A 24,314-nucleotide genomic window follows, 5' to 3' on the forward strand; every position below is an offset into this window, starting at 1 on the left:
CGGGCCGCCCCCGCCGATCCCCTTGCCCGCTACCACCACCAACACCTCACCTGGAAGAGCTGCCTGCTCGGCCCGGACGACGAGACCGGCAAGGAGCTGGAGCGGGCGGGTGCCCAATGCACCGATGTCACCGTGCCGTTGGACTACACGCACCCCGACGGACGTACGATCACCGTCGCGCTCTCCCGGATCCGGGCCACCGACTCCGCGCACCGCGTCGGCGCGCTCGTGCTCAACAGCGGCGGCCCCGGCGGGCCGACCATCGGTGATCCGCCATGGGTGCGCAAGGCGATGAAGGACGTCGGCAGACGGTACGACGTGGTGGGGGTGGATCCCCGCTTCGTGGGCCGCAGCACCGCGCTGGACTGCGGATGGCCGACCGGCAGCATGATCCGCGGGGCGGGCAGGGACCGTGCTGAGTTCGATCGTATGATGTCCTTCTCCGCCGACCTCGCCCGCCGCTGCCGCACCCGCGCGGGTGACCTGGTGCCGTACGCGAGCACCCGCGACACCGCCCGCGACATGGATGTCGTCCGGGCCGCGCTGGGCGAGCGCCGGATCTCCTATCTCGGCTACTCGTACGGCAGTTACCTCGGCGAGGTGTACACCACGATGTTCCCCGGCCGCACCGACCGGGTGGTGCTCGACGGTGTGATCGACCCCGCCCGCTACGGTCCCCGGCTGCTGCGGGGCACGGAAGCCGCCGGGAAGCACGCCCTGAGCGACTGGGCGGACTGGACCGCCGCGCACGACAAGGACTACGGACTGGGCCGTACCGGGAGCGCGGTCCTCACGGCGGTGGAGGCGATCCAGTCGGCCGCCGAGCGCGCTCCGCTGCGGGTGGGCGGCTACCGGGTGGACGACCGGATCGTCCCCACCGTCATGTTCAACGGCCTCTCCCAGGACAACCCCACGGCCTTCGGCGACTTCGCCCAGGGGGTGCGGGACCTGCGGCGCGCCGCCGAGGGGCACCCGGTGTCCCCGTCTCCCTGGCTGGCCGACGTACTCCAGTTCCTGCTGACGGGACACGCCTCCGGCTACGGCAGCGCGCAGACGGCGATCCTGTGCGCCGACGGGAGTGCGCCCCGCGATCCGGAGTCCTACTGGCGCGATCTGCGGCGGGCCGACCCCGAGGACCGGCTGTTCGCTCCGGTCACGAACAACATCAACGCCTGCGCGTTCTGGGGTCCCCCGCGCGAACGGCCGACCACCGTCCGCACCGACCTCCCGGCGCTGCTGGTGAACGCCACCGGCGACCCGCGCACCCTCTACTCCGGCGCCGAGACGGTCCACCGCGGCTGGCCCAGTTCCCGCCTGATAACCCTGCACGACGCCGACCAGCACGCGGTGTTCGGCATCTTCGGCAGCGCGTGCGTGGACGACGCGGTGAACGCCTACCTCGCGACCGGCCGGCTGCCCACCGCGGACATCTCCTGCCCTCGGGGCCGGTCCTGACGCGTCAGGGACACATCAGCGCCCGGTCAGGGGCCGCTGCCATTCTCTTCTTGTGAACGGAACGGGGCACCGCCCCGGACCGGGAACGAGGAGAGGTGCCCGGAGTGGTTTATCGGGGACCGACGAGCTCGCCTCGAGGTCGGATCCTTATGGGGTCCACGCAGGTTCAAATCCTGCCCTCTCCGCCAGCACGGTCCCACTGCGGTCCTCGTCGGTACGGGATTCGCTGCGGTCCTCGTCCTCCGCCGGCGGGGACCAGGGCTGCTCCGGGGGCGGCGGCCCCTCCCACGCGCCGCGAAGCATCTCCTTGAGGGTCTTCGGCGGGGTCTCCCTCTCCTCGTGCACATGCATGAGCCGAGCGGTGCTCACCCGTATGTGGCACTGGTGTCCCCGCAGCCCGACGAGGACCACCCACGAGCCGTCCTGGGCGAGAAAGGCGTGCCGCGCGGGCCGGTCCCCCGGTTTGGCGTAGCGGGTCAGAGTGGTCGGCAGGTAGTGCAGCGCCGCGTCCTCGGCCACGGCGGCGATCCTGGCCTCGTCCCCCTTGACGCGGTGCGCGGCCGCCAGCTTCCAGTGATGCAGCCTGAACTCGATGGCCTGGAGATGTTTCGTGTCCCGTATGTCTTCCTCGATGAGGATGTACCAGTCAGCACTCATGATCCGCGCATCCTGTCATGCGCCCGGGCGCACGCCTCCACCGAGCGGGTGCCTTCCGGCGCGCCGGGCCGGTGTCCCCGCGCCGTCGGTCGCCGGTGGCTCCTAGCCTCGGAGCATGCCCCGGCTTCCCGCACATGTACGCGCCTGTCTGTTCGATCTCGACGGGGTGCTCACCCAGACCGCCAAGGTGCACGCGGCGGCCTGGAAGGAGATGTTCGACGCCTACCTGCGCGAGCGCGCGCAGCGGGAGGGCACCAAGTTCGTGCCCTTCGACGCGGTGCGGGACTACGACGAGTACGTGGACGGGCGGCCCCGGGAGGACGGGGTGCGGACCTTCCTCGCGGCGCGCGGGGTGCGGTTGCCCGAGGGCTCGCCGCAGGATCCGCCGGACGCCGAGACGGTCCAGGCGCTGGGCGCCCGCAAGAACGAGCTGGTGCTGCGCCGGATCCGGGAGGACGGTGTGGAGCCGTACGAGGGCTCGGTCCGCTTTCTGCGTGAGGTCCGCGCGGCGGGTCTGGCCTGCGCAGTGGTGTCGTCCAGCGCGAACGCCCGGGACGTGCTGGCCGCGGCCGGTATCGCGGACCTGTTCGACGAGCGGGTCGACGGGGTGGTGACCCGCGAACGGCGGTTGCGCGGCAAGCCCGCTCCGGACACCTATCTGGAGGCGGCGCGGGAACTGTCCGTGGAGCCCGGCGCGGCGGCGGTGTTCGAGGACGCGCTGGCCGGTGTCGAGGCCGGGCGGGCGGGACGGTTCGGGCTGGTCGTGGGGGTGGACCGGGTGGGGCAGGCGGAGCAGCTTCAGGCGCACGGCGCGGACATCGTCGTACGCGACCTGGCGGAACTTCTGGAGTCGCCGTGATCACACATCCCAGTTACACCGTCGAGCCCTGGTCCCTGCGCGAGACCGAGCTGAACCTGGATGTGCTCGCGCAGAGCGAGTCGGTGTTCGCGCTGTCCAACGGGCATGTCGGCTGGCGCGGCAACCTGGACGAGGGCGAGCCGCACGGGCTGCCGGGCGCCTATCTCAACGGGGTCCACGAGCGGCATCCGCTGCCGTACGCGGAGGCCGGTTACGGCTATCCCGAGTCCGGCCAGACCGCGATCAACGTCACCGACGGCAAGGTCATCCGGCTGCTGGTGGACGACCACCCGTACGACCTGCGCTACGGCCGGCTGCTGTCCCACGAGCGGGTCCTGGACTTCCGTACCGGGGTGCTCAGCCGCACCGCCCGCTGGACCTCGCCCGGCGGGCGCACGGTCCGTATCACCTCGCGGCGGCTGGTGTCCTTCACCCAGCGCGCGGTGGCCGCCGTCGTCTACGAGGTGGAGCCGGAGGACGGCCCGGCCTCGGTGGCCCTCCAGTCCGAGCTGGTCGCCAATGAGCAACTCCCCCATGTGGAGGGCGATCCCCGGGTCGCCGCCGCGACCGGGTCCCCGCTGACGGCCGAGGAGCACTACGCGGAGGAGACCCGGCTGCGGCTGGTGCACCACACCGACCGCAGCGGGCTGCGGGTGGGCGCGGCGGCCGACCATCTGGTGGAGGGGCCCGAGAACACCCGCTGGTCGGCGCAGTGCGAGCCCGATGTCAGCCGGCTGACGGTGACCGCGGACCTGACGCCAGGACAGCCGTTGCGGCTGGTGAAGTTCGTGGCCTACGGCTGGTCCGGGGAGCGTTCGCTGCCGAGCATGCACGACCAGGTGGACGGGGCGGTGGCGGTCGCCGTCAGCACCGGCTGGGACGGTCTGGTCGCCGAACAGCGGGCGTATCTGGACGAGTTCTGGGCGGGCGCGGACGTCGAGGTGGAGGGGGACGCGCAGATCCAGCAGGCGGTGCGGTTCGCCCTCTTCCATGTGCTCCAGGCGGCGGCCCGCGGCGAGAACCGGGCGATCCCCGCGAAGGGTCTGACCGGGACCGGGTACGACGGGCACTCCTTCTGGGACACCGAGGCGTATGTGATGCCGGTGCTGACGTTCACCGCGCCGGAGGCCGTGGCGTCCGCGCTGCGCTGGCGGCACAGCACCCTGCCCGCGGCCCGCGAACGCGCCCGTCAACTCGGCCTGGAAGGCGCGGTGTTCCCCTGGCGGACCATCGACGGCGCCGAGTGCTCCGCCTACTGGCCGGCCGGGACCGCCGCGTTCCACATCAACGCGGACATCGCGCTGGCCACGGTCCGGTACATCGCAGCGACCGGGGACGAGGAGTTCGAGCGCGGGGCGGGGTTCGACATCCTGGTGGACACCGCCCGGCTGTGGCGCTCCGTCGGCCATCACGACCCGGAGGGCGTCTTCCACATCGACGGGGTCACCGGGCCCGACGAGTACAGCGCCATCGCCCGGGACAACCTCTACACCAACCTGATGGCCCGCCAGAACCTGCTGGCGGCGGCCGATGTGGCCATCCGCCATCCGGACCGGGCCGACGAACTCGGTGTGGACGACGAGGAGGCCGCGGCCTGGCGGGACGCGGCGGCGCGAATGGCGATCCCGTACAACGACGCGCTGGGCGTGCACGAACAGTCCGCCGGCTACACGCACTTCCAGCGCTGGGACTTCGAGGGCACCCCGCCCGAGAACTATCCGCTGCTGCTCAACTACCCCTACTTCGACCTGTATCGCAAGCAGGTGGTGAAGCAGGCGGACGTGGTGCTGGCGATGATGGAGTGCCCGTACGCGTTCACCGAGGAGGAGAAGGCGCGCAACTTCGCCTACTACGAGGCGCTGACGGTGCGCGACTCCTCCCTGTCGGCGTGCTGCCAGGCGGTGCTCGCCGCCGAGACCGGGCATCTTCGGCTGGCGTACGCCTATCTCGCCGAGGCCGCGCTGATGGACCTGGACGACCTGGAGCACAACACCCGCGACGGGCTGCACATCGCCTCTCTCGCCGGGACGTGGATCGCCGTCGTCGGCGGCTTCGGGGGCCTGCGCTGGCATCTCGGCAAGGACGAGCGGCCGGATGTGCTCGGCTTCGCGCCGCGGCTGCCCGAGGCGCTGTCCCGGGTGGTGTTCACGGTGCAGGTGCGCGGGCGCAGGCTGAAGGTGGACATCGGTCCGAAGCAGGTGCGCTACCGGCTGGTGGAGGGCGACCCGGTGACGGTCCTGCACTACGGCGACCCCGTCACCGTGACCACCGACGCGCCGCAGGACCGCCCGGTCCCGCCTCCGCCGGTGCGCCCGGAGCCGCAGCAGCCCCGGGGACGGCGCCCGGAGGGACTGGCCGAGCAGGACGAGACGGCGGAGCAATAGCCGTACGGACGGCCCGAGTTCGCCGCCCGCGGGGAGCGCCTGCGGGGAGCGCCTGCGGGGGGCCGGTCACCGAGTGGGCATACCGGCCGTTCACCCGGATGGGTATATCCGGCCAAGACTCGCGGCGCGGGCGCATGACCGGCGCCCAGGCGGTGAGACATCGGTCATGGAGATGAATATGGACGAACCGCCGCGGGGCGACCCGTTATCGGGCGCCCCGCGTTTCCCGGCCGCGACCGATGTGGTGTTCACGGCGGACTTCGCCTCCACGACCCAGTGGGTCGCGGGCCGTTCGCGGGCGTTCCCGGGCGGTGGCCCGGCCCATCCGGACGAGGACCGGCTGGACCGGCTGGTGCCCGATCCCGGCTACTGCCGCTCGGGCGTCTTCCGGGCCACCCGCCGGGCGGACGGCCGCTGGGACACGGGGCTGCTGACGACGGAGGGCAGCCGGGAGGGGTTCACCGTGCAGCCCGGCGATGTGCTGGAGGCACGGGTGCGGCTGCCCCGGGAGACCGGTGCCTGGCCCGCGGTCAGGACCTGGCGGGACGGCGGCCAGGGGGTGGACGTGTTCGAGTACCACGTGGACAACCCCGACCATCTGGAGTTCACCAACCGGGTGCGCAGCGCCAGTTGCTACCTCCATGACGAGGCGGTCCGGCCCGGCGCCTGGGTGGATCTGCGCACCGAGTTCGGGCCGCGCTGTGTGATCTGGTCGCTGAACGGCGCCTCGGTCTTCGCCGACCACCGGGGCGTGGGGCAGGCCTGGCGGGCCCATCTCATCGTCGCCCTCTCGGTGTGCGCCGGGCGCTACCACCCGCCGCCGGAGCCGGGGACGAGCGAGATGTCGTTCGAGGTGAGCGGCCTGACCGTGCGCCGTCCCCAGGGTGGCGGCCGGTCGGCGTACGCGCGACCGGTGTGAGCCGTCCGCCAGATCCCCGTCACGAAGGTGGTCCGTCCGTGTCCGTACCGAGTCTGCTCGCGGTGTTCGCGCACCCGGACGACGAGTCGCTGTCGGCGGGCGGGGTGCTGGCCCGGCATGCCGCCGCGGGCGCCCGTACCGGCGTCGTCACCTCGACCTGGGCCGCGGACACCGGTCGCGCCGCCGAGCTGGCCGAGGCACTGCGGATCCTCGGCGCCGGGGAGCCCCGGCTGCTGGGGTACGCCGACGCGCGGGTGCCGTCATCGGCGCCGGGCCGCGCACGGTTCTGCGACGCGCCGCTGGACGAGGCGGTACGGCATCTGGTGGCGCACATCCGCGCGTTCCGCCCGGAGATCGTCGTCACGCACGACGCGTACGGCGGGGTGACGGGGCATCCGGATCATGTGCACACCCACCGCGTGACGATGCTCGCCGCCCAGGCGGCCGGGCTGGCGCGGTTCCATCCGGACGCCGGTGCTCCCTGGCAGCCGCGCGCCCTGTACCTGGCGACCCATCCGCACTCGGCCGTGCCGGCGCTGCGGGCGGTGGTCGGGGAGCGCAAGACGGCCTACAGCGTGCCGGACGAGCTGGTGACGGCGGCGGTCGATGTCGGGCCCTGGCTGGAGCGGAAGATCGCCGCCGTGCTGGCGCACCGTTCCGAGGTGGCGCGCGGGGCCGTACCGGGTCTGCTCGCCCGTCTCTCCGTACCGGAGTGGAAGCGGCTGATGGGCACGGAGTGGTTCATCCGGCATGATCTCGCCACCACGGCACCGGCGCGCACGGAGCTGACCGTCTGACCGGCCGCCGAGAGGCGGGCGCCCAGCCGATTGGCCATGCTGGGCTGAGACCGGCAGTTCTGCGCGACAAGGAGCACGGCATGCCGATGGACGCGCTCGGACGATTCATGGCGGCTCTGGACCCTGACCAGCGGGCGGCCATCGGCGCGAAGCCACGCGCCGAACAGCAGCAGCTGGCCGCGGCCTGGGAGCGGGAACTGGAGGCCGACGACGAGCTGGACACCCTGGACGAACTCTCCCCGCCGGCGGCCGAGGCCGAGGCGGCACGCCGCGTCCTGCACCGCGAGGCGGGCTGAGCGACGGAGAACTGCGTCGGGGAGGACCGCGTCAAGAAGGACCGCGTCATGGAGCGCTGAGTGACAGAGAGCTGGGGGCGGGAGCGCTCGGGGACGGTGGCAGCGCTCACGCGCGCAGCGCGCCGTCCAGGCCCCGCAGGTACTCCCCCGCCTGCCCGCCCCCGGCGGGAGCCGCGGGCAGGCGGCCGAGGACGGTGGTGACGGCGGCCGGGGCGTGTGCGCGTGCCCAGGCGAGGGCGTCGGCGGCGACGGCCGGATCCCCGTCGGCCGCCAGTTCCCTCGCGCGTGCGGCGTGGGCCGCCGCGCCGAGGATGTGTTTGACCTGGTGGGCGTCGGCGAGGGGGTGGAGGAACGCGGCGCCCGCCGCATGGCTCGCCGCGCGGGCGGCCTCGGCGGCGGCCGGCGCGACGGGTTCGCGTGCCGCGCGGAACGCCGCGAAGCCGCTCATCCGCAGCGCCTGGGTGCGCCGGCCGCCGTCCGCGAAGGCACGGGCCGCCTCGATGGCCTCGCGGGGGCGCGGGTCGGCGGGAAGGCTCTGTTCGAACAGGTGCAGGACCCGGGCGGCGCAGTCGGCCGCGAAGCCCGTGATCTCCCGCAACTCGTCCTCGGTCAGCGCTATCCGGTCCGTTCGGTCCGCCCGGTCCGTCCGGTCCGTTTTGCTCGGCTTGGTCGGCACGAAGCCCATCCTGCCGTAGACCGGATCCGCGCCGGGGTCGTTCAGCTGCCCGGAGGTGGACCGAACGGCCCCGTGGCGATCGCGGGGCGGACGCGGAGACTGGTGACAGAGCGGCCAAAAGGCCGGCGTCCCGTCGGGCAGGAGCGTTCTCACCATGCGGCAACCCAGCGGCAGCGACTTCGGCGGCCGGTCATGGTGACCACGGCCCTGGGCGCCGGACCCGGTGCCACGAGCGGAATCGGCGCGGCGGCGGCGCGGCCCGGCGAGGACGTGCTGCGCGAATGGGAAGTGACACCGGCCGGGCTGACCGAGCAGGAGGCGGCGCGGCGGCTGGAACGCTGGGGGCCGAACGCGGTCCGCTCGCACCGGGCGCGCGGCCTGCTGGTCCTCTGGCACCAGGTGTGCTCCCCACTGCTCGGCCTGCTGCTGGCCGCCGCCGTCGTGTCGTACTTCGTGGGCGAGCGCAACGACGCCGTGATCATCGCGGTGATCGTGGCGCTCTCGGTGGGCCTCGGCTTCGTCAACGAGTACCGGGCGGAGAAGACCGCCGAGTCGCTGCACGCCCGCATCCGGCACCAGGTTCTGGTGCTGCGCGACGGCCGGCCGCGCGAGGTCGACGTCACTCGACTGGTCCCCGGTGATGTGGTGGAGCTGCGGCTCGGCGATGTGGTGCCCGCGGATCTGCGGCTGCTCGCGGTGACGGAGCTGAGCTGCGACGAATCGGCGCTGACCGGCGAGTCCCTGCCGGTCGCCAAGGACACGGCGACCGTGCCCGCCGGGGCCGCGCTGGCGGAGCTGACCGGGTGTGCGCTGATGGGCAGCGTGGTGCACGCGGGCAGCGGGCGCGGGGTGGTGGTCGCGACGGGGCCGCGCACGGAGTTCGGGGCGATCGCGGCCGGGCTCGGCGAGCATCAGCTGGAGACCGAGTTCCAGGTGGGGCTGCGGCGGTTCTCCATGCTGCTGGTGTACGTCGCCGGAGCGCTCACCACGACGATCTTCGTGATCAACGTGGTGCTGCACAAGCCGCTCATCGACGCGCTGCTGTTCTCCCTGGCGATCGCGGTCGGCATCACCCCTCAGCTGCTCCCGGCGGTGGTCTCCACGTCTCTCGCGGCCGGATCACGACGGCTGAGCCGACTGAAGGTGCTGGTCAAGCGGCTGGTGTGCATCGAGGACCTCGGGGACGTGGACATCCTGTTCACCGACAAGACCGGCACCCTGACCCTCGGGCGGATCGAGTTCATGCGGTCGGTGCCGCTGGGCGAGGCCTCCGCGCAGGACGTGCTGCGGTGGGGGCTGCTGTGCACGGAGACGGAGTTCGACGAGGGCCGGGCGGTGGGCGGCAACCCGCTGGACGCGGCGCTGTGGAACTCCCCCGCGGCCGACGCCCAGCGCGCCGCCGTGGCCGGGTGCGCCAAGGCGGGGCTGCTGCCGTTCGACCATGAGCGGCGGCTGGTCTCCGTGACCGTCACCGACGACTCGGGCGCCGCGCTGCTGGTGACCAAGGGCGCCCCCGAGGCCGTACTGGAGCGCTGTGTCCAGGTGCCGGGCGAGGCGCGGCGGCGGCTGGAGGCGGAGTTCGCCGCGGGCAACCGGGTGGTGGCCGTCGCCACCCGCGCCCTGCCGGCCGCCGCGGCGCCCACCGCCGAGGACGAGCGGGGGCTGCGGCTCGCCGGACTGCTGGTCTTCCTCGACCCGCCGAAGCCCGACGCGGCGGCCGCGCTGGAGCGGCTGGCCAAACTCGGGATCGGCGTGAAGATCGTGACCGGCGACAACGCGGCGGTGGCGGTGAAGGTCTGCCGCGATCTGGGACTCGGCGAGGTCGCAGCCCTCACCGGAGCGGACCTGGACGGTATGGACGACGCCGGGCTGACCGCGGCGATCGCGCGCACGACCGTGTTCGCGCGGGTGAGCCCTGAGCAGAAGGCGCGGATCGTCAGGTTGCAGCGCGGGACCGGCCGCGATGTCGCCTTCCTGGGTGACGGCGTCAACGACGCGCTCGCGCTGCACGCGGCCGATGTGGGCATCTCGGTGGACTCGGCCACCGATGTCGCCAAGGACGCGGCGGACATCATCCTGCTGGAGAAGAGCCTCGGCGTGCTCGCGGACGGGGTCGCCGAGGGGCGGCGCATCTTCGCGAACACGATCAAGTACGTGCTGATGGGGACGTCCAGCAACTTCGGCAACATGTTCAGCGCCGCCGGTGCCTCGCTCTTCCTGAGCTTCCTGCCGATGCTGCCCTCGCAGATCCTGCTGAACAACCTGCTGTACGACACCAGCCAGCTGGCCATCCCCACCGACGAGGTGGACGAGGAGCAGGTACGCCGCCCGGCGCACTGGGACATCGCGTTCATCCGCCGGTTCATGCTGTGCTTCGGCCCGATCAGCTCGGTGTTCGACTTCGCCACCTTCGGCGTGATGCTGTGGGTCTTCCACGCCGGGCCCGCGCAGTTCCGCACCGGCTGGTTCGTGGAGTCCCTCGCCACCCAGACGCTGGTCATCTTCGCGATCCGGACCCGGCGCAGCCCGTTCTGGCGCAGCCGGGCGAGTCTGCCGCTGGTGCTGACCACGCTGGCGGTGGTCGTGGTGGGCGCCCTGCTGCCGATCACCCCGCTCGCGCCCACCCTCGGCTTCCAGCGGCTCCCCCTCGGCTACTTCGCCGCGCTGGCCGGGATGGTGCTGTGCTATCTCGCCCTGGTGGAGGTGGGCAAGCGCCTCTTCTACCGGACCCGGCCCGGCGAGGCCGGTCCGCGCGCGGAGGTCGGCCACCGCCATCTGCGGCGCCGCGCGGCCCGCTTCAGCACGTCCGGCCGGCTGGCCCACTGAGGCCGACCCTGCCGAGCGGGCGCCTGCCGTCAGCGGCTACTGTCACCTGTCGTCCGGTGTGCTCCCTATAGGCAGGTGGAGGAAGCTTTTCCATGTCTGGTCACGCGACGGCCGTCGTAGCGGTCGGCAGCCTGTCGGAGCTGACACCCGCACGCGCGCTGGGGTCGTGGCAGCTCGATGTGCCCGCGCTGATCCTGATCGCGGTCCTGGGCAGCCTGTACGGCTGGGGCGTGCTCCGGGTGCGCCGGGCGGGCGGCACCTGGTCGCCGGGCCGGACCCTCGCGTTCACGCTGCTGGGCCTCGGTGGGCTCGCGGTGGCCACCATGTCGAGTCTCGCGGTCTACGACCATGTGCTGTTCTGGCCGGCCGCGGTGCAGAACGTCCTGCTGGACCTCATCACCCCGCTGGGCCTGGCCCTGGGCGATCCGCTGCGGCTCGCCATCGAGGCGCTGCCGGGCGAGGGCGCCGGGCGGGTGCAGAAGGTGATGAGCGGCCGGGTCGTACGACTGCTCACCTTCCCCCTGGTCAGCACGGCGCTGGTGCTGGGGACCGAGCTGACGGTCTACTTCACGCCGTACTTCGCCACCGCCCTGCGGGTCGGCTGGCTGCACGAGCTGATGTACCTGCATCTGCTGGCGGCCGGCTGCCTGTTCGTCGTACCGGTGCTCACCCGCGAGGAGGCGCTGCCCAAGTGGTGCAGTCACCCGGTGCGCGCGGCGCTGGTGTTCCTGGACGGCATCATCGACGCGGTGCCCGGCCTGGTGGTGATGACGCACGGCACGCTGATCGCCGGTGCCTGGTATCTGCACCACGCGCCCAGCTGGTCGCCGGACGTCCAGCACGACCAGCAGATCGGCGGCGGCGCCATGCTGAGCATCGCCGAGCTGGTCGCGCTGCCCTTCCTGCTGGCGATCCTGGTGCAGTGGGCGCGCGCCGAGCGGGTGCAGGCCGCGGCCCTCGACCGGCGGCTGGACCGGGACCTCACGCCGGTCGCGGCCCCGGTGTCCGCGCCCGGCCGTGCGGAGGCCGCGTCCGACGGGGCCGAGGCCGTACGGGTACGGCCCTGGTGGGAGACGGAGCAGAACGAGGTGGCTTCCCGGATCCGCCGCCAGCACGGCGAGGACTGACCGGCGCGGACCGACCGGCGGCGCGAGCTGACCCCCACGACCCGCACGGGCTGACCGGCACAGGCTGACCGGCGCTGATCAGGGCCGGGCGCCCCGGGTCAGGATGACGGCGTAGCGGCACTCCGCGCCGGTGGTGTTGGCGAAGACACGCGGGGCGGGATCGCCGAGTTCGAGGGTGTCGCCCGGGCCGAGTTCATGGATCTGCGCGCCGTCATGAAAGGTCAGCCGGCCGTCGAGGACCCAGACGACCTGGCGTATGAAGGCGAAGGCGGCGGCCGGGTACGGCACCCGGGCCCCTGCGGGCAGCCGGATCTCGGCGACCTCCGCGGGGAAGTCCGCGCCGGTGATCTGACGGCGCCGGTAGCCGGTGGCGGGATCCTGCCATTCGGGCGCCTCGGTACGACGGCGCACGCCCGCTTCCTCTGCGGTCTCCGGCCTGGTGCCCTCCGCGAGAGCGAGCAGCGAGGCGACGCTCAGCTGGAAGGCGGCGGACAGCTTGCCGAGCACGACGGCGGTGGGGCTGCTCTCGCCGCGCTCGATCCGGTTGATCATGGCGCGGGATACCCCGGACGCCTCCGCCAGCTGGGCCAGGGTCCAGCCGCGCCGTTCCCGCTCCGCGCGGATCCGGGCCGCGATCCGCCCCACCAGGGGATCTACTATGTTGGACATGCTTCCAATATATGAGAGTGATCGTGCGGTGACCGTGCGCCCGGCGTGCGCCGGTGATGCAGAGGCGGTGCGTGCGATCCGCAACCACGCGATCGAGCACTCGACGGCCCTGTGGACGGAGATCCCGCAGTCGCCCGCCGAGGGCGCGGCCTGGCTGGCGCGGCATCTGGAACGCGGTTCGGCGTTCGTGGCCGAGGCGGGCGGCGAGGTGGCGGGGTTCGCCGTGTTCGCGCCGTGGCGGGACCTGGAGGGCTACCGGCACACCGTGGAGGACTCGGTCTACGTCCGCGAGGGCCGGCACGGGCTCGGCATCGGCTCCGCCCTGCTGACCACGCTCATCACGGCGGCGCGCGCGGCGGGCCATCACCTCATGATCGCCGGGATCGAGTCGGGCAACGGCGCCTCGATCCGGCTCCATGAGCGCTTCGGGTTCGAGCACGCGGGAACGGTCCGGGAGGCCGGGATCAAGTTCGGCCGCCGGCTCGATCTGACCCTCATGCGGCTGGCGCTTGACGAAGCCGCCGCGCCCGGGTCCTTGGGCTGATCAGGCGCCCGCCGAGATGCGGGGCGGGCCGGGCGGCCGTTAACTGAAGCCCGCCCGGTGCGTTGCCGAACGCCGTCCGAGGGCGCCGAGGGCGGTGGAGGTGGAGCGGGCGTGAGCGGCACGGTCGGGCAGCCCTCCGCGGCCGACGACGGGCGGTCGCGCGCAGCCGATGACGGACGGTCCCCCGCGGCTGATGACGGTCGGTCCCCCGCGGCCGACGACCCGGCGCGGGCGCTGCTGAGCCGCGGCTACCTCCGGCTGCTGACACTCTCCCTCGCCCTGGGTGTGCCGATCGCGCTCGCCAGCTTCTTCTTCGTCAGCCTCCAGCACTGGCTCCAGCACCAGGTGTGGCAGGAGCTGCCGCACGCGCTCGGACTCGGGCCCGCCCCCTGGTGGTGGCCGCTGCCCACGCTGGCGCTGGCCGGACTGATCCTGGCCCCGATCATCACCCGGCTGCCCGGCGCCGGCGGGCATGTCCCGGTGCACGGTCTGGGCGGGGATCCCATCGGCCCCCGCGCCCTGCCGGGTGTGGTGCTCGCCGCCGTCCTCACCCTTCCGCTGGGCGTGACCCTCGGCCCCGAGGCGCCGCTGATGGCGGTCGGATCGGCCCTCGCCCTGCTCGGGGTGCGCGTGCTGCGCCGGCACCCGGCGGACGCCGCCTCGGCGACGGTCGTGGCCACCGCGGGCTCCACCGCGGCCATCTCCACCATCCTGGGCGGCCCGGTGGTGGCCGCCGTCATGGTCATGGAGGCCGCCGGTCTCGCCGGGCCCCGGCTCGCCATGCTGTTGCTGCCCTGCCTGGCCGCGAGCGGGGCGGGCGCGCTCGTGTTCACCGGCTTCGGCCACTGGACCGGGCTGTCGATCGGCGCCCTCGGGCTGCCGAAGGTGCCGCCGGACACCGTCCCGGACGCGGGCGACTTCCTGTGGGGGCTGCCCGCGGCCGCGCTGATCGCCGTGATCGTCTCGGTGGCCCATGGGCTCGGCGAACGCACCCACCGCTGGACCTCGGCACGCGGTACGGCGGTGCGCACCGTGGTGTGCGCGGTGGCCGCCGGGGTCTGTCTGACGGCGTACGCCCTGCTGACCGGCCGCTCGCCCGAGGAGGCGGCCCTGTCGGGGCAGACGACGCTCGGGCAGCTGGCCGAGAACCCGCACGGGTGGCCGGTGCTCGCGCTGGTGGCGCTGGTCCTGTGCAAGGCGCTCGCCTGGGGCATCAGCCTGGGCAGTCTGCGCGGCGGCCCGATCTTCCCGGCCGTGCTGCTCGGGGTGGCGACCGGGCTGGCCTGCGCGGGCCTGCCGGGGCTCGGGACCGCCCCCGCGTTCGCGCTGGGCATCTCGGCGGCGGCGACCGTCGTCACCGGGCTGCCGCTCACCAGCTGCGTCCTGGCCGTACTGCTGCTCGGCCGCGACGCGTACAACCAGATGCCGCTGATCGTCCTCGCCGCGGTGACCGCCCTCCTCGTCAGCCGGCTGCGGGCGAGCCGCCGGCCGAAACCTGCCCCGGCCGACGTCCAGGACATCTCACTGTGAGCGGCCGCCGAACTGCCAGGGGTGGACCTCGATGTCGGCGTACCGGTCCTCGGTCAAAAGGGCGCGGGCGGCGGCCGGACCGGGGGCCCGGAGCAGGGCCGCGGTGCCGAGCCAGGCGGTGGCGTCGTCGGAGAGCAGGGGGCCGTAGGCGATCAGATCGTCGCCGCGCCCGGCCGGGACCGTGAGGTCGGCGGCCTCGGCCGCGCCGAGGCCGAGCGCCCGGAAGCGGTCGCCGTCGGTGGGCCCGCCGGGGAAGTCCCACATGGTCCGTCCGAGCAGATCGCGCCAGCGTCGCAGCAGCACGTCCCGGTAGACACCGGCCTGGTAGCCGGGCTCGTCGAAGGCGAACGCGCGGGCCGTCGCGGCGTCCGGCAGGTCCAGGATGTGCACGCTGCCGGTGGGCGTCTCGCCGTCCCCCGCGAGCGTCGGACCGCGGGCGATCATCTCCTGGGCGAACCGGTCCATGGAGGACCAGTGCTCCTCCAGCAACTCCATGCGCAGGGCCAGGGAGTCGGAACGGTCGCGGTGGTGGCAGAGGAACTCCATGCGCACGCTTTCTCGTGCTCCCCGCCGCCCGATCATCCTCTTTTCCCGGCGCCGGTGTCCCCGGTCCCGGGGCGGGGCGGGACGCTCCCCTGGCGCTCCGCGTGCGACACCCGGAGAAACCGTGCAGGGTGGGAACGTCGGCCGTCCGCCCGCCGGTCCGGCGGGCGGGAGATGTTTCGAGGAGATCCGATGTCCGATGCCGTAGCGCCCCCGCAGCCGGTACTGGAGCCCGCGGCGGCCGAGTTCGCGGCGGCGACCGCGAAGCCGCCGTTCCTGTTCGACCTGCCGCCCGCGGAGGGCCGTAAGGCGGTCGACGAGGTGCAGTCCGGGGACATCGAGAAACCGGCGGTCGACGAGGAGTGGATCACCGTCTCGGGCGGGCCCACGGGCAGCGTCCGGGCGCGGATCGTGCGACCCGCGGGAGCCTCGGGCAGCCTCCCGGTCATCCTCTATCTGCACGGCGCCGGCTGGGTGTTCGGCAATGCCCACACCCATGACCGCCTGGTGCGCGAACTCGCCGTCGGGGCGCGGGCCGCGGTGGTCTTCCCCGAGTACGACCTCTCCCCCGAGGCCCGCTACCCCGTCGCCATCGAGCAGAACTACACCGTCGCCCAGTGGGTGGCGGAGCAGGGCGCGACCAAGGACCTGGACGGCTCCCGGACGGCGGTGGCCGGGGACTCGGTCGGCGGCAACATGACCGCCGCCCTCACCCTGATGGCCAAGGAGCGCGGCGGTCCCGCGCTGGTCCAGCAGGTGCTGTTCTACCCGGTCACCGACGCGAACTTCGACACACCGTCGTACCACCAGTTCGCCATCGGCTACTTCCTGCGCCGCGACGGCATGCAGTGGTTCTGGGACCAGTACACGACCGACGCGACCGACCGCGCCCAGATCACCGCCTCGCCGCTGCGCGCCACCACCGAGCAGCTCAGCGGTCTGCCGCCCGCGCTGGTCATCACCGGTGAGGCGGATGTGCTGCGTGACGAGGGCGAGGCGTACGCGACCAAGCTGCGCGCGGCCGGCGTCCCGGTGACCGCCGTACGGTTCCAGGGCATCATCCATGACTTCGTCATGCTCAACGCCCTGCGCGACACTCACGCGGCCCGTACGGCCATCGAGCTGGCGGCCCGCACACTGCACCGGGCGCTGCACCCGAACTGACGCCGGTCCCCTCCCGATTGACCGGCCCCGGGCCGACGGGATTTCATGAGGACCATGTCTGGCGGCTCATCCGACGCGACCGATCCGGTGCTCTTCTTCGCCACCCCTGAGGAGTGGGAGAAGTGGCTGGAGGACCACCACGCGGACGCCACGGGGGTCTGGCTGAAGCTCGCCCGCAAGAGCGTCGCGGGGCCCGACGGCGTCGACTACCGGGGCGCGCTGGAGGCGGCGCTCTGCTTCGGCTGGATCGACGGCCAGAAGCGGAAGCTGGACGAACAGCACTGGCTCCAGCGCTTCACCCCGCGGCGGTCCGCCAGCAGGTGGTCCCAGGTCAACCGGGAGAAGGCCGTACGGCTCATCGAGGAGGGCCGGATGCGGCCCGCCGGGCTGCGCGAGGTGGAGCGGGCCCGCGCGGACGGCCGCTGGGCGGCGGCGTACGCCGGTCCGCGCGCGGCCACCGTGCCCGACGACCTCCGGGCGGCCCTGGACGCCGAGCCGGCGGCCGCCGCGTTCTTCACCACCCTGGACAGCCGCAACCGCTACTCCGTCCTGCACCGGATCGAGGAGGCGAAGAGGCCCGAGACCAGGGCGGCGCGCATCGCGAAGTTCGTCGCCATGCTCGCCGAGGGGAAAAAGCTCCATCCCTAGCGAGCCGGGTCGCGGTCCCCCGACGGTCCAGCGCATACGATGCGGAAGCGAAAACTCCCTTTTATCCCGTTTCGTTTCCCTTCGATCCGTCCGGATCCGTCCCGATCCCCATCGACTGGAGCAGCGATGACCGATGGCCCCGAACCGATCAGTGCCGAAGCGCGCGGTGCGCTGGAGCAGGAGCTGGCGGACCTGCGGGAGGAACGGCAGATGGTCGCCGGGACGCTGAAGGGCAATCCCGACGTGGGCGACCAGGCCGATCAGGCGGACGAGTTGCAGCGGGTAAATCAGCTCGACCGGCTGGAGCGGCGGATCGCGGACATCACCGAGCGGCTGCACGAAGCGGACCGGGCCGGGCCCGCGCGCACCGATGTGGTAGGCGTGGGCAGCACGGTCACCGTGCGGTTCGCGGACGGCTCGGTGGAGACGCTGTCCATCGGCGAGGGGGCCGAGGCTCTGGACCAGAACCTGGTCACCGACGACAGCCCGCTCGGCCGGGCGCTGCTCGGGCGCCGGGCCGGGGACAGCGTGCGGTACGACACCCCGGACGGGCCCGCGAGCGCGGTGGTGGAGTCGATCGGCGGAGCGTCGTAGAAGACCCCGGGAGAGCGCGTCAGCTCTCGGGATTGCCGCCCTCGGGCTCGCTGACTTCGGGCTTGCTGACCGAGCAGTGCAGCGTGTCCTTCACCACGTCGGCGACGATCGTGTCCCCGGGCTCGGCCTCGCCGCCGAGCAGCAGCGTGGCGATGCGGTTGTCCAGCTCAGCCTGGATGGTGCGGCGCAGCGGGCGGGCGCCGAACTCCGGCTGGTGGCCATGGGCGATGAGCAGTTTCTTCGCCGCCTCGGTGACCTCCAGCTTCATACCCTGGGCGTGCACCCGGTGCTTGCTCTGGTCCAGCAGATGGTCCACGATCTGCGACAGATCGTCCTCGGTGAGCCCGTGGAAGATGATGATGTCGTCGATGCGGTTGAGGAACTCCGGCAGGAAGCGGCCCCGCAGGTCGTCCATCAACTCGTCCTTCAGATCGGACACATCGCCCTTGTGGTCGAGGATGCGGTGCGCACCGATGTTGGACGTCATGATGATGACGCAGTGCCGGAAGTCGACGGTACGGCCCTGGGAGTCGGTCAGACGGCCGTCGTCCAGGATCTGGAGCAAGGTGTTGAAGACATCGGGGTGCGCCTTCTCCACCTCGTCGAACAGCACGACGCTGTACGGCTGCCTGCGCACCTTCTCGGTGAGCTGGCCCGCCTCCTCGTAGCCGACGTATCCGGGCGGGGCGCCGACAAGACGGGCGACGGTGTGCTTCTCCTGGAACTCACTCATGTCGAAGCGGACCATCCGGTCCTCCTCGCCGAACAGCAACTCGGCGAGTGTCTTGGCCAGTTCGGTCTTGCCGACACCGGTCGGGCCGAGGAACAGGAAGGAGCCGACGGGCCGGTTGGGGTCGCCCATGCCGGCGCGGTTGCGCCGTACGGCCTGGGAGACCGCGGTGACGGCCTCGTCCTGGCCGACGATGCGGGCGTGCATCTCCTCCTCCAGCTTGAGGAGTTTCTCCTTCTCGCCGGCGGTGAGCTGGGAGACGGGGATGCCGGTGCGCCGGGAGACGATGTCGGCGATGTCGGCGGCGGTGACGGAGACGACGCCCTCGCGGCGCTCCTCGATGCCGGCGAGTTCGGCCTCCAGCTCGGCGAGCTGCCGTTTCAGATCGGAGGCCCGCTCGAAGTCCTCGGCGGACACGGCCTGTTCCAGCTCGCGGCGCAGCTTGGCGATGCGGTCCTCGCGGCTGACGACCTCGGTGGAGCGGCTGGCGCTGCGCAGCCGTACCCGGGCGCCCGCCTGGTCCATGACGTCGATGGCCTTGTCGGGCAGGAAGCGGTCGGTGATGTACCGGTCGGACATCTCTGCGGCCGCCGCCAACGCGCCGTCGTCGAAGCGGACTTGGTGGTGTGCCTCGTAGGCGTCCCGCAGTCCTTCGAGGATCTGCACCGTCTCCTCGACGGTCGGCTCAGGGACCATCACCGGCTGGAACCGGCGCTCCAGGGCGGCGTCCTTCTCGACGTACTTGCGGTACTCGTCGATGGTGGTGGCGCCGACCACGTGCAACTCACCGCGCGCGAGGGCGGGTTTGAGCATGTTGCCCGCGTCCATGGAGCCCTCGCCGGTGGCGCCGGCGCCGACGACCGTGTGCAGTTCGTCGATGAAGAGGATGATGCTGCCGCTCGCGGCCTGGACGTCCTCGATGACCTTCTTCAGCCGCTCCTCGAACTGGCCCCGGTACTGGGCGCCCGCCACCATGCCCGACAGGTCGAGCGCGACGACCCGCTTGTCCTTCAGGGTGTCGGGGACCTCGCCGGCCACGATCCGCTGGGCGAGGCCCTCCACGATGGCGGTCTTGCCGACGCCGGGTTCGCCGATCAGCACCGGGTTGTTCTTCGAGCGCCGGGACAGGATCTCCACGGTCTGCTCGATCTCCTCGGCGCGTCCCACCACCGGGTCCAGCTTGCCGGCCTTGGCCTCGTCGGTCAGATCGCGGCCGTACTCGTCCAGGGTGGTGGCCGGCTGCTTGCGCTCGGCCGGCGCGTTCTCGGCGCGGGCGGTCTGTTCGGCGAGGCCCGAGAGCTTCTGGGTGTCCATGCCCTCGGCCCGCAGCAGCCGGGCGGCACCGGTGTCGCTGTCGCCGAGCAGCGCGGCGAGGATGTGCTCGGGGCCGATGTACGACACCCCGGCCGCCTGGGACTGGGCGTAGGCGGCGCCGAGGGTGCGCTTGGCGGCGGGGGTGAGCCCGGGTTGCGCGGAGGGCTGGCCGGACTCGTGCGGCAGGACCTTGGCGATCTCGTTCGCGAGGGTGTCGGGGTCCACGTCCACCTGGAGCAGCAGCCTGCGCGAGGGCTCGACCTTGGTGGCGGCCCACAGCAGATGCTCGGTGTCCAGGTCGGAGGTGCCGTCCTCGACGGCCCGCTGCGCGGCCAGATTGAGGAGTTGCTGCGACGACTCCGTCAGCAGCCGCCCGATCGGCACCCGCTGCACGGCGGGCGGCGAGGACGCCGGCGACATTCCGAAGAAACGATTCAGCAGTTCACTGAACGGGTCCTGGGAACCGAAGGGGGCGCCGAACGACATCGACATGAGAACTCCTGGTGCGCAAGGGGTCAGTTCTCACTGAACCCCGGCGCCGAGTGGCCCGCAAGCGGAGGCCGGGCGGGGAGATCGTCGAGGAAGGCGACGGTCGGCACATGGAAGAGACAGCCCGTGACCGGCACGGAGAAGTCGAGGATCCGGTCGTGCGAGGCGGGGTCCCGGCCGAGGAACATATTGCGCAGCATGGACTCCGTGACCTCGGGTGTGCGGGCGTAACCGATGAAGTAGGTGCCGAACTCACCCTGCGCGATGTTCCCGAAGGGCATGTTCTCGCGCACGATCTTGCGTTCGTTCCCGTGCTCGTCGGTGACGGTGTTGAGGGCCACGTGGGAGTCGGCGGGCTTCACGTCGTCGGGGAGTTCGATGTTGGCGAGCCTGGTGCGCCCGATGGTCTGCTCCTGCTCCTCGACGGACAGGGCGTTCCAGCCCTTCATGTTGTGCAGGTACTTCTGCACGATCACATAGCTGCCGCCGCGGAAGCCCGGGTCCTCGTCGCCGATGAACACCGCGTCGGCCGCGATCTCGCCCTCGGGGTTCTCGCTGCCGTCCACGAAACCGAGGAGATCGCGTTCGTCGAAGAACTTGAAGCCATGCACCTCGTCCACCACACTGGCGGCGCCCTCCAGCCGCTCGGCGAACAGCCGGGCCAGTTCGAAGCAGAGGTCCATGCGGCGGCACCGGACATGGAAGAGGATGTCGCCCGGGGTGCCCGGGGCCTGGTGGCGCGGGCCGTCCAGTTCCTTGAACGGATGCAGATCGCGCGGGCGCGGCCCGCTGAACAGCCGGCTCCAGGCGGCGGAGCCGATGCCGACGACACAGCTCAGCTCCTCGGGCGGGGCACGGAAGGCGACCGAACGGCGCAGGGCGGACACATCCTGCAACAGGTCCCGGACGGTGTCCTCGCCGCCCTGGTCGATGGTGACGACGAGGAACACGGCGGCCCTGGCGGGCGGGACGACGACGGGCTGCGACTCGGGCACGGGGACCTGCCTCCTCGTACGGGGCGGAGCCGGACCGTTCCAGCATGGCCCGGCCCCGCGGGCTCGGCAGGTCGGAGAGCCGCTCGCCGCCTTAACGTGGGGAGATGCGCGACGAGGTGAGCGACGCCCACCAGGTGTCCGATGTGCACCGGGTGACCGATGCCGACACCGCGCGGGCGCTGGGCAGCGGTGAGGTGCCCGTGCTCGGCACGCCCCGGCTGATCGCCTGGCTGGAGGCGGCGACCGTGCGCGCCGCGGCGCCGTTCACCGGTCCGGGCGAGACCACCGTGGGGACCGCCGTACGGGTGCGGCATCTGCGCGCGACGCCCGTCGGCGGCCGGGTCGAGGTGACGGCCCGGCCGCCGGCCCGGACGGGCGCGCGGCGGCTCACCTTCGCGGTGCGGGCCGTCGACGCGGCGGGCCTGGCGGTCGCGGAGGGCGAGATCGACCGGGCGGTCGTGGACCGGCGGCGGTTCCTCGAACGGCACACCTGAGCCGGGGCCCGCGGTTCCTCGAAGGGGACCCCTGAGCCGGGTCACACGGGGGTGTGCCCCTCCAGGTAGTCGCGCACGGCCTCGGGCAACGCGATGCCCGCGGTCTCACCGTTCGGCGTCCAGCGGATGTCCTCGGGGGCGAGCCGGGCGCCGTCCGAGGGGTCCTCGCTGAGGAGTTGGCACAGCACGGCCGGTCCGCCGTCCAGCGCCGCGGAGCCATCGGCCAGATAGCCGGTGAGTTCATAGACGACGCGTGCGGCGGTGGCCTCCGCCGTCTCGGCCGGCTGCCCGGTGCCCGACGGCAGCCCCCAGCGCTCCGCCTCCCGGACCAGCAGCAACCGGCCGTCGTACACGACGACGGCCTGTACGGCGTTCTCCATGCGCTTCCTCCCCCTTGTCCGCCGCTCCCCCGGTCGCTGCTCGCCTACCCAGGCGGGCCGCCCCGCACACGGGTCAGACGGTGTCCGCGGGCCGGTACAGCACCGGCAGATCCCCGGGCCGTACCCGGACGGTCACCGGCAAGGTGGCCTCCACCTCGCCGTCGGCGCCGTAGGGGACGGGGCCGGTGGACTCGATGCGCAGCTCCTTGGCGCGCAGGACGCGTACCTCGGGGCGGCGTATGTGGGTTCCGGTCTTCAGTTCGTTCATCAGGGTGAAGAAGAGCCTGCGGGGCGCCTCCTTGATCATCACGATGTGCAGCAGGCCGTCGTCGACCCGGGCGCCGGGGGCGATCTGCCGGCCGGAGCCGTAGTAGGGCGAGTTGGCGGCGACGACCGTGTAGCCGCGGTGGGTGTGCTCCTCGCCGTCGACCGTGACGCGGTAGTCGGCGGGCCGCCAGGTGGTCACCGCGCGCAGGCCGCCCGCGTAGTAGGCGGCGGCGCCGCGCAGCAGTCGGGTCTGGTTGGCGTGCCGGTTGGCCAGCGCGTCGACCCCGGCGTAGACACTGCCGAGGACCACGGTGCGCCGGTGCACGGCGGACTCCACCTCGATGGTGTCGACGGGCCGGGGCTCGGCGTGCAGCAGGATGCCGGCGAGCGCGGCCGGGTCGGCCGGCAGTTCGAGGGCGCGGGCGAAGTCGTTGCCGCGGCCGGCCGGGACGATGCCGAACACGGTTCCGGTGCCGCTCAGGGCGCCCCCGATGCCGCCGGTGATGCCGTCGCCGCCGACGGCGAGCACGATCCGGCCCTGCTCGCCGGCCTTTCGGGCGATGTCCTGGGCGTGGGCCAGGCTGTGGCTGTACTCGGTCTCCAGACCGGCCCCGGCCTCCCTGAGCAGGCGGGCCACCTGGAGCAGCGTGGCCGCCGCGGTGGAGCCGCCCGCGGTCGGGTTGACGACGGCGGTGAACTGGCGCATCGGGAGTGCCTCCGGGACAGGCGGTGGGGTGGGGTCAGTCGGTGGGCAGCAGGACGCCGGGGTTGAGCAGCCCGTCGGGGTCCAGGCGGCGCTTGACGGCGCGCAGTGCCTCGACGGCCAGCTCTCCGGTCTCCCTGACATACCAGTCGCGGTGGTCGGTGCCCACCCCGTGGTGGTGGGAGATGGTGCCACCGGCGGCGAGGATCGCCTCGTTGGCCGCGTGCTTGGCGGGCGTCCAGTGGGCCACCGGGTCCTCGCCCTGGGCGCTGACGACGGTGAAGTACAGCGAGGCGCCGTTCTCGTACACATGGGAGATGTGGCACATCACCAGGGGCGGGGTGCCCGCCTCGGTGAGGGTGTCGGTGAGCGCGGTGCGCACGGCCGCGTACAGCTCGGGGACGCGGGACCAGAAGGCGGCGGTCTCCAGGGTCTCCGCGAAGGCACCGACGTCGAGGAGGGCGTCGCGCAGATACGGCGCGGAGAAGCGGCCGTGCGCCCAGCGCTCGCCGGACTCGGTGCCGAGCGGGGTGCCGCCGCAGGCGGTGAGGACGGCGGCGGCCCGCTCGCGCCGGTACGCGGTCTCCTCGGGCGTGCCCTCGTAGCCGGTGATGGCCAGGCAGCCGGCATCGCTCTGGCCGAGCCCGGCGCCGATCTTGTCGGGCGAGGCGAGCCCGATGAGGGTCTCGGTCTCGTCGGACAGGCGCAGCACGGTCGGACGCGGTCCGTCCTGGGCGAGCCTGCGCAGCGCGGCGGCGCCGTCCTCGAAGGAGGCGAACCGCCAGCCCTCGTAGACCTTCGTCTCGGGCAGCGGGCGCACCCGCACGGTGACGGAGGTGATGACGCCGAAGGCGCCTTCGGAGCCGAGGATCAGCTGGCGCAGGTCGGGGCCCGCGGCGGAGCGGGGGGCGCGGCCGGTCTCGACGGTACCCTCGGGGGTGGCGAGGGTGAGGCCGAGGACCATCTCGTCGAAGCGGCCGTAGCCGGCGGAGGCCTGGCCGCTGGAGCGGGCCGCGGCGAAGCCGCCGATGCTGGCCCACTCGAAGGACTGCGGGAAGTGGCCGAGAGTGAAGCCCTGTTCGGCGAGGAGCGCCTCGGCCGCGGGGGCGCGCAGGCCGGGCTGGAGGACGGCGGTGCGCGAGACGGGGTCGAGGTCGAGCAGCGCGTCCATGCGGCGCAGGTCGAGGGCGACGAACGCGCCGCGCTCGGGGGCGAGTCCGCCGACGACGGAGGTGCCGCCGCCGAACGGGACGG

The 24,314-nt window shown here is 72.7% G+C and carries 22 protein-coding genes and 1 pseudogene; 15 read left to right on the forward strand and 8 right to left on the reverse strand.

Features of this window, described 5'->3' with window-relative positions:
- From CCN72_RS24830 to CCN72_RS24860, 7 genes and pseudogenes are all read left to right on the forward strand, one after another.
- A partial coding sequence (locus CCN72_RS24830) for an alpha/beta hydrolase (protein ID WP_107430149.1) occupies positions 1-1,455 on the forward strand: 1,455 nt, incomplete at its 5' end.
- An 89-nt stretch (positions 1,456-1,544) separates the two neighbouring features.
- Positions 1,545-1,643, forward strand: a pseudogene (locus CCN72_RS39135).
- A gap of 584 nt (positions 1,644-2,227) precedes the next feature.
- Positions 2,228-2,971 (forward strand): HAD family hydrolase, encoded by a 744-nt coding sequence (locus CCN72_RS24840; protein ID WP_086809749.1) that lies wholly within the window; start codon positions 2,228-2,230, stop codon positions 2,969-2,971.
- Entirely contained in the window at positions 2,968-5,355 is a 2,388-nt protein-coding gene (locus CCN72_RS24845) for a glycoside hydrolase family 65 protein (RefSeq protein ID WP_085563458.1), read from the forward strand. Before CCN72_RS24840 ends, CCN72_RS24845 begins: the two co-directional genes overlap by 4 nt.
- A 178-nt stretch (positions 5,356-5,533) precedes the next feature.
- On the forward strand, positions 5,534-6,274 hold the full coding sequence (locus CCN72_RS24850; protein WP_086809750.1) for a LamG domain-containing protein: 741 nt from the start codon (positions 5,534-5,536) through the stop codon (positions 6,272-6,274).
- 38 nt (positions 6,275-6,312) lie between these two features.
- Positions 6,313-7,071 carry a PIG-L deacetylase family protein gene (locus tag CCN72_RS24855; RefSeq protein WP_086809752.1) on the forward strand — a complete coding sequence of 253 codons (759 nt, stop codon included), beginning with the start codon at positions 6,313-6,315 and terminating at the stop codon, positions 7,069-7,071.
- A gap of 80 nt (positions 7,072-7,151) precedes the next feature.
- Positions 7,152-7,367 carry a hypothetical protein gene (locus CCN72_RS24860; protein ID WP_086809753.1) on the forward strand — a complete coding sequence of 72 codons (216 nt, stop codon included), beginning with the start codon at positions 7,152-7,154 and terminating at the stop codon, positions 7,365-7,367.
- Positions 7,368-7,473: 106 nt separating this feature from the next.
- Here CCN72_RS24860 and CCN72_RS24865 read toward each other — a convergent pair whose 3' ends face one another.
- The gene (locus CCN72_RS24865) at positions 7,474-8,043 is read right to left on the reverse strand and encodes a putative immunity protein (protein ID WP_244174440.1); all 570 of its coding nucleotides are present in this window, start codon (positions 8,041-8,043) and stop codon (positions 7,474-7,476) included.
- Between the two features lie 192 nt (positions 8,044-8,235).
- Between CCN72_RS24865 and mgtA the strand changes: the two genes are divergently transcribed.
- Entirely contained in the window at positions 8,236-10,869 is a 2,634-nt protein-coding gene (mgtA, locus tag CCN72_RS24870; protein WP_086809755.1) for a magnesium-translocating P-type ATPase, read from the forward strand.
- A gap of 92 nt (positions 10,870-10,961) precedes the next feature.
- The gene (locus CCN72_RS24875; RefSeq protein WP_086809757.1) at positions 10,962-11,996 is read left to right on the forward strand and encodes a cytochrome c oxidase assembly protein; all 1,035 of its coding nucleotides are present in this window, start codon (positions 10,962-10,964) and stop codon (positions 11,994-11,996) included.
- A 78-nt stretch (positions 11,997-12,074) separates the two neighbouring features.
- On the opposite strand, the gene CCN72_RS24880 is transcribed toward CCN72_RS24875, so the two are convergent.
- On the reverse strand, positions 12,075-12,665 hold the full coding sequence (locus tag CCN72_RS24880) for a helix-turn-helix domain-containing protein (RefSeq protein ID WP_086809759.1): 591 nt from the start codon (positions 12,663-12,665) through the stop codon (positions 12,075-12,077).
- On the opposite strand from CCN72_RS24880, the gene CCN72_RS24885 reads away from it, so the two are divergent.
- The gene (locus CCN72_RS24885; protein ID WP_086809761.1) at positions 12,664-13,209 is read left to right on the forward strand and encodes a GNAT family N-acetyltransferase; all 546 of its coding nucleotides are present in this window, start codon (positions 12,664-12,666) and stop codon (positions 13,207-13,209) included. The two genes, CCN72_RS24880 and CCN72_RS24885, sit on opposite strands and share 2 nt — an antisense overlap.
- Before the next feature lie 234 nt (positions 13,210-13,443).
- Positions 13,444-14,739 carry a chloride channel protein gene (locus tag CCN72_RS24890; protein WP_086809785.1) on the forward strand — a complete coding sequence of 432 codons (1,296 nt, stop codon included), beginning with the start codon at positions 13,444-13,446 and terminating at the stop codon, positions 14,737-14,739.
- On the opposite strand, the gene CCN72_RS24895 is transcribed toward CCN72_RS24890, so the two are convergent.
- Positions 14,731-15,285 carry a YciI family protein gene (locus CCN72_RS24895; protein ID WP_086809763.1) on the reverse strand — a complete coding sequence of 185 codons (555 nt, stop codon included), beginning with the start codon at positions 15,283-15,285 and terminating at the stop codon, positions 14,731-14,733. The two genes, CCN72_RS24890 and CCN72_RS24895, sit on opposite strands and share 9 nt — an antisense overlap.
- 189 nt (positions 15,286-15,474) lie before the next feature.
- Between CCN72_RS24895 and CCN72_RS24900 the strand changes: the two genes are divergently transcribed.
- The 3 genes from CCN72_RS24900 (at position 15,475) to CCN72_RS24910 (ending at position 17,688) form a co-directional block, all read left to right on the forward strand.
- Positions 15,475-16,446, forward strand: coding sequence for an alpha/beta hydrolase (locus tag CCN72_RS24900; protein ID WP_086809765.1), 972 nt, complete (start codon positions 15,475-15,477; stop codon positions 16,444-16,446).
- A gap of 54 nt (positions 16,447-16,500) precedes the next feature.
- Positions 16,501-17,094 carry a YdeI/OmpD-associated family protein gene (locus CCN72_RS24905; protein ID WP_086809767.1) on the forward strand — a complete coding sequence of 198 codons (594 nt, stop codon included), beginning with the start codon at positions 16,501-16,503 and terminating at the stop codon, positions 17,092-17,094.
- A gap of 126 nt (positions 17,095-17,220) precedes the next feature.
- On the forward strand, positions 17,221-17,688 hold the full coding sequence (locus CCN72_RS24910; protein ID WP_086809769.1) for a GreA/GreB family elongation factor: 468 nt from the start codon (positions 17,221-17,223) through the stop codon (positions 17,686-17,688).
- A gap of 19 nt (positions 17,689-17,707) precedes the next feature.
- Here CCN72_RS24910 and CCN72_RS24915 read toward each other — a convergent pair whose 3' ends face one another.
- Together CCN72_RS24915 and CCN72_RS24920 are read right to left on the reverse strand one after the other, a co-directional pair.
- Positions 17,708-20,224, reverse strand: a complete 2,517-nt coding sequence (locus tag CCN72_RS24915; protein ID WP_086809771.1) for an ATP-dependent Clp protease ATP-binding subunit — start codon at positions 20,222-20,224, stop codon at positions 17,708-17,710.
- 23 nt (positions 20,225-20,247) lie between these two features.
- Positions 20,248-21,216 (reverse strand): Dyp-type peroxidase, encoded by a 969-nt coding sequence (locus tag CCN72_RS24920; RefSeq protein ID WP_086809773.1) that lies wholly within the window; start codon positions 21,214-21,216, stop codon positions 20,248-20,250.
- Positions 21,217-21,320: 104 nt separating this feature from the next.
- Here CCN72_RS24920 and CCN72_RS24925 point away from each other — a divergent pair, with 104 nt between their 5' ends.
- Positions 21,321-21,710, forward strand: a complete 390-nt coding sequence (locus CCN72_RS24925) for a thioesterase family protein (RefSeq protein WP_208638084.1) — start codon at positions 21,321-21,323, stop codon at positions 21,708-21,710.
- A gap of 41 nt (positions 21,711-21,751) precedes the next feature.
- On the opposite strand, the gene CCN72_RS24930 is transcribed toward CCN72_RS24925, so the two are convergent.
- From CCN72_RS24930 to CCN72_RS24940, 3 genes are all read right to left on the reverse strand, one after another.
- Positions 21,752-22,090 carry an NUDIX domain-containing protein gene (locus CCN72_RS24930; protein WP_086809775.1) on the reverse strand — a complete coding sequence of 113 codons (339 nt, stop codon included), beginning with the start codon at positions 22,088-22,090 and terminating at the stop codon, positions 21,752-21,754.
- A 73-nt stretch (positions 22,091-22,163) separates the two neighbouring features.
- Positions 22,164-23,063: a YegS/Rv2252/BmrU family lipid kinase gene (locus CCN72_RS24935; protein WP_086809777.1), complete on the reverse strand. Its 900-nt coding sequence runs from the start codon at positions 23,061-23,063 to the stop codon at positions 22,164-22,166.
- Between the two features lie 34 nt (positions 23,064-23,097).
- Positions 23,098-24,314: FAD-binding oxidoreductase (locus CCN72_RS24940; RefSeq protein ID WP_086809779.1), on the reverse strand; the 1,217-nt coding region annotated here is incomplete at its 5' end.

Origin of the sequence: Streptomyces murinus, from assembly GCF_002154555.1 — a bacterium.
Classification (GTDB): Bacteria; Actinomycetota; Actinomycetes; order Streptomycetales; family Streptomycetaceae; genus Streptomyces; species Streptomyces murinus.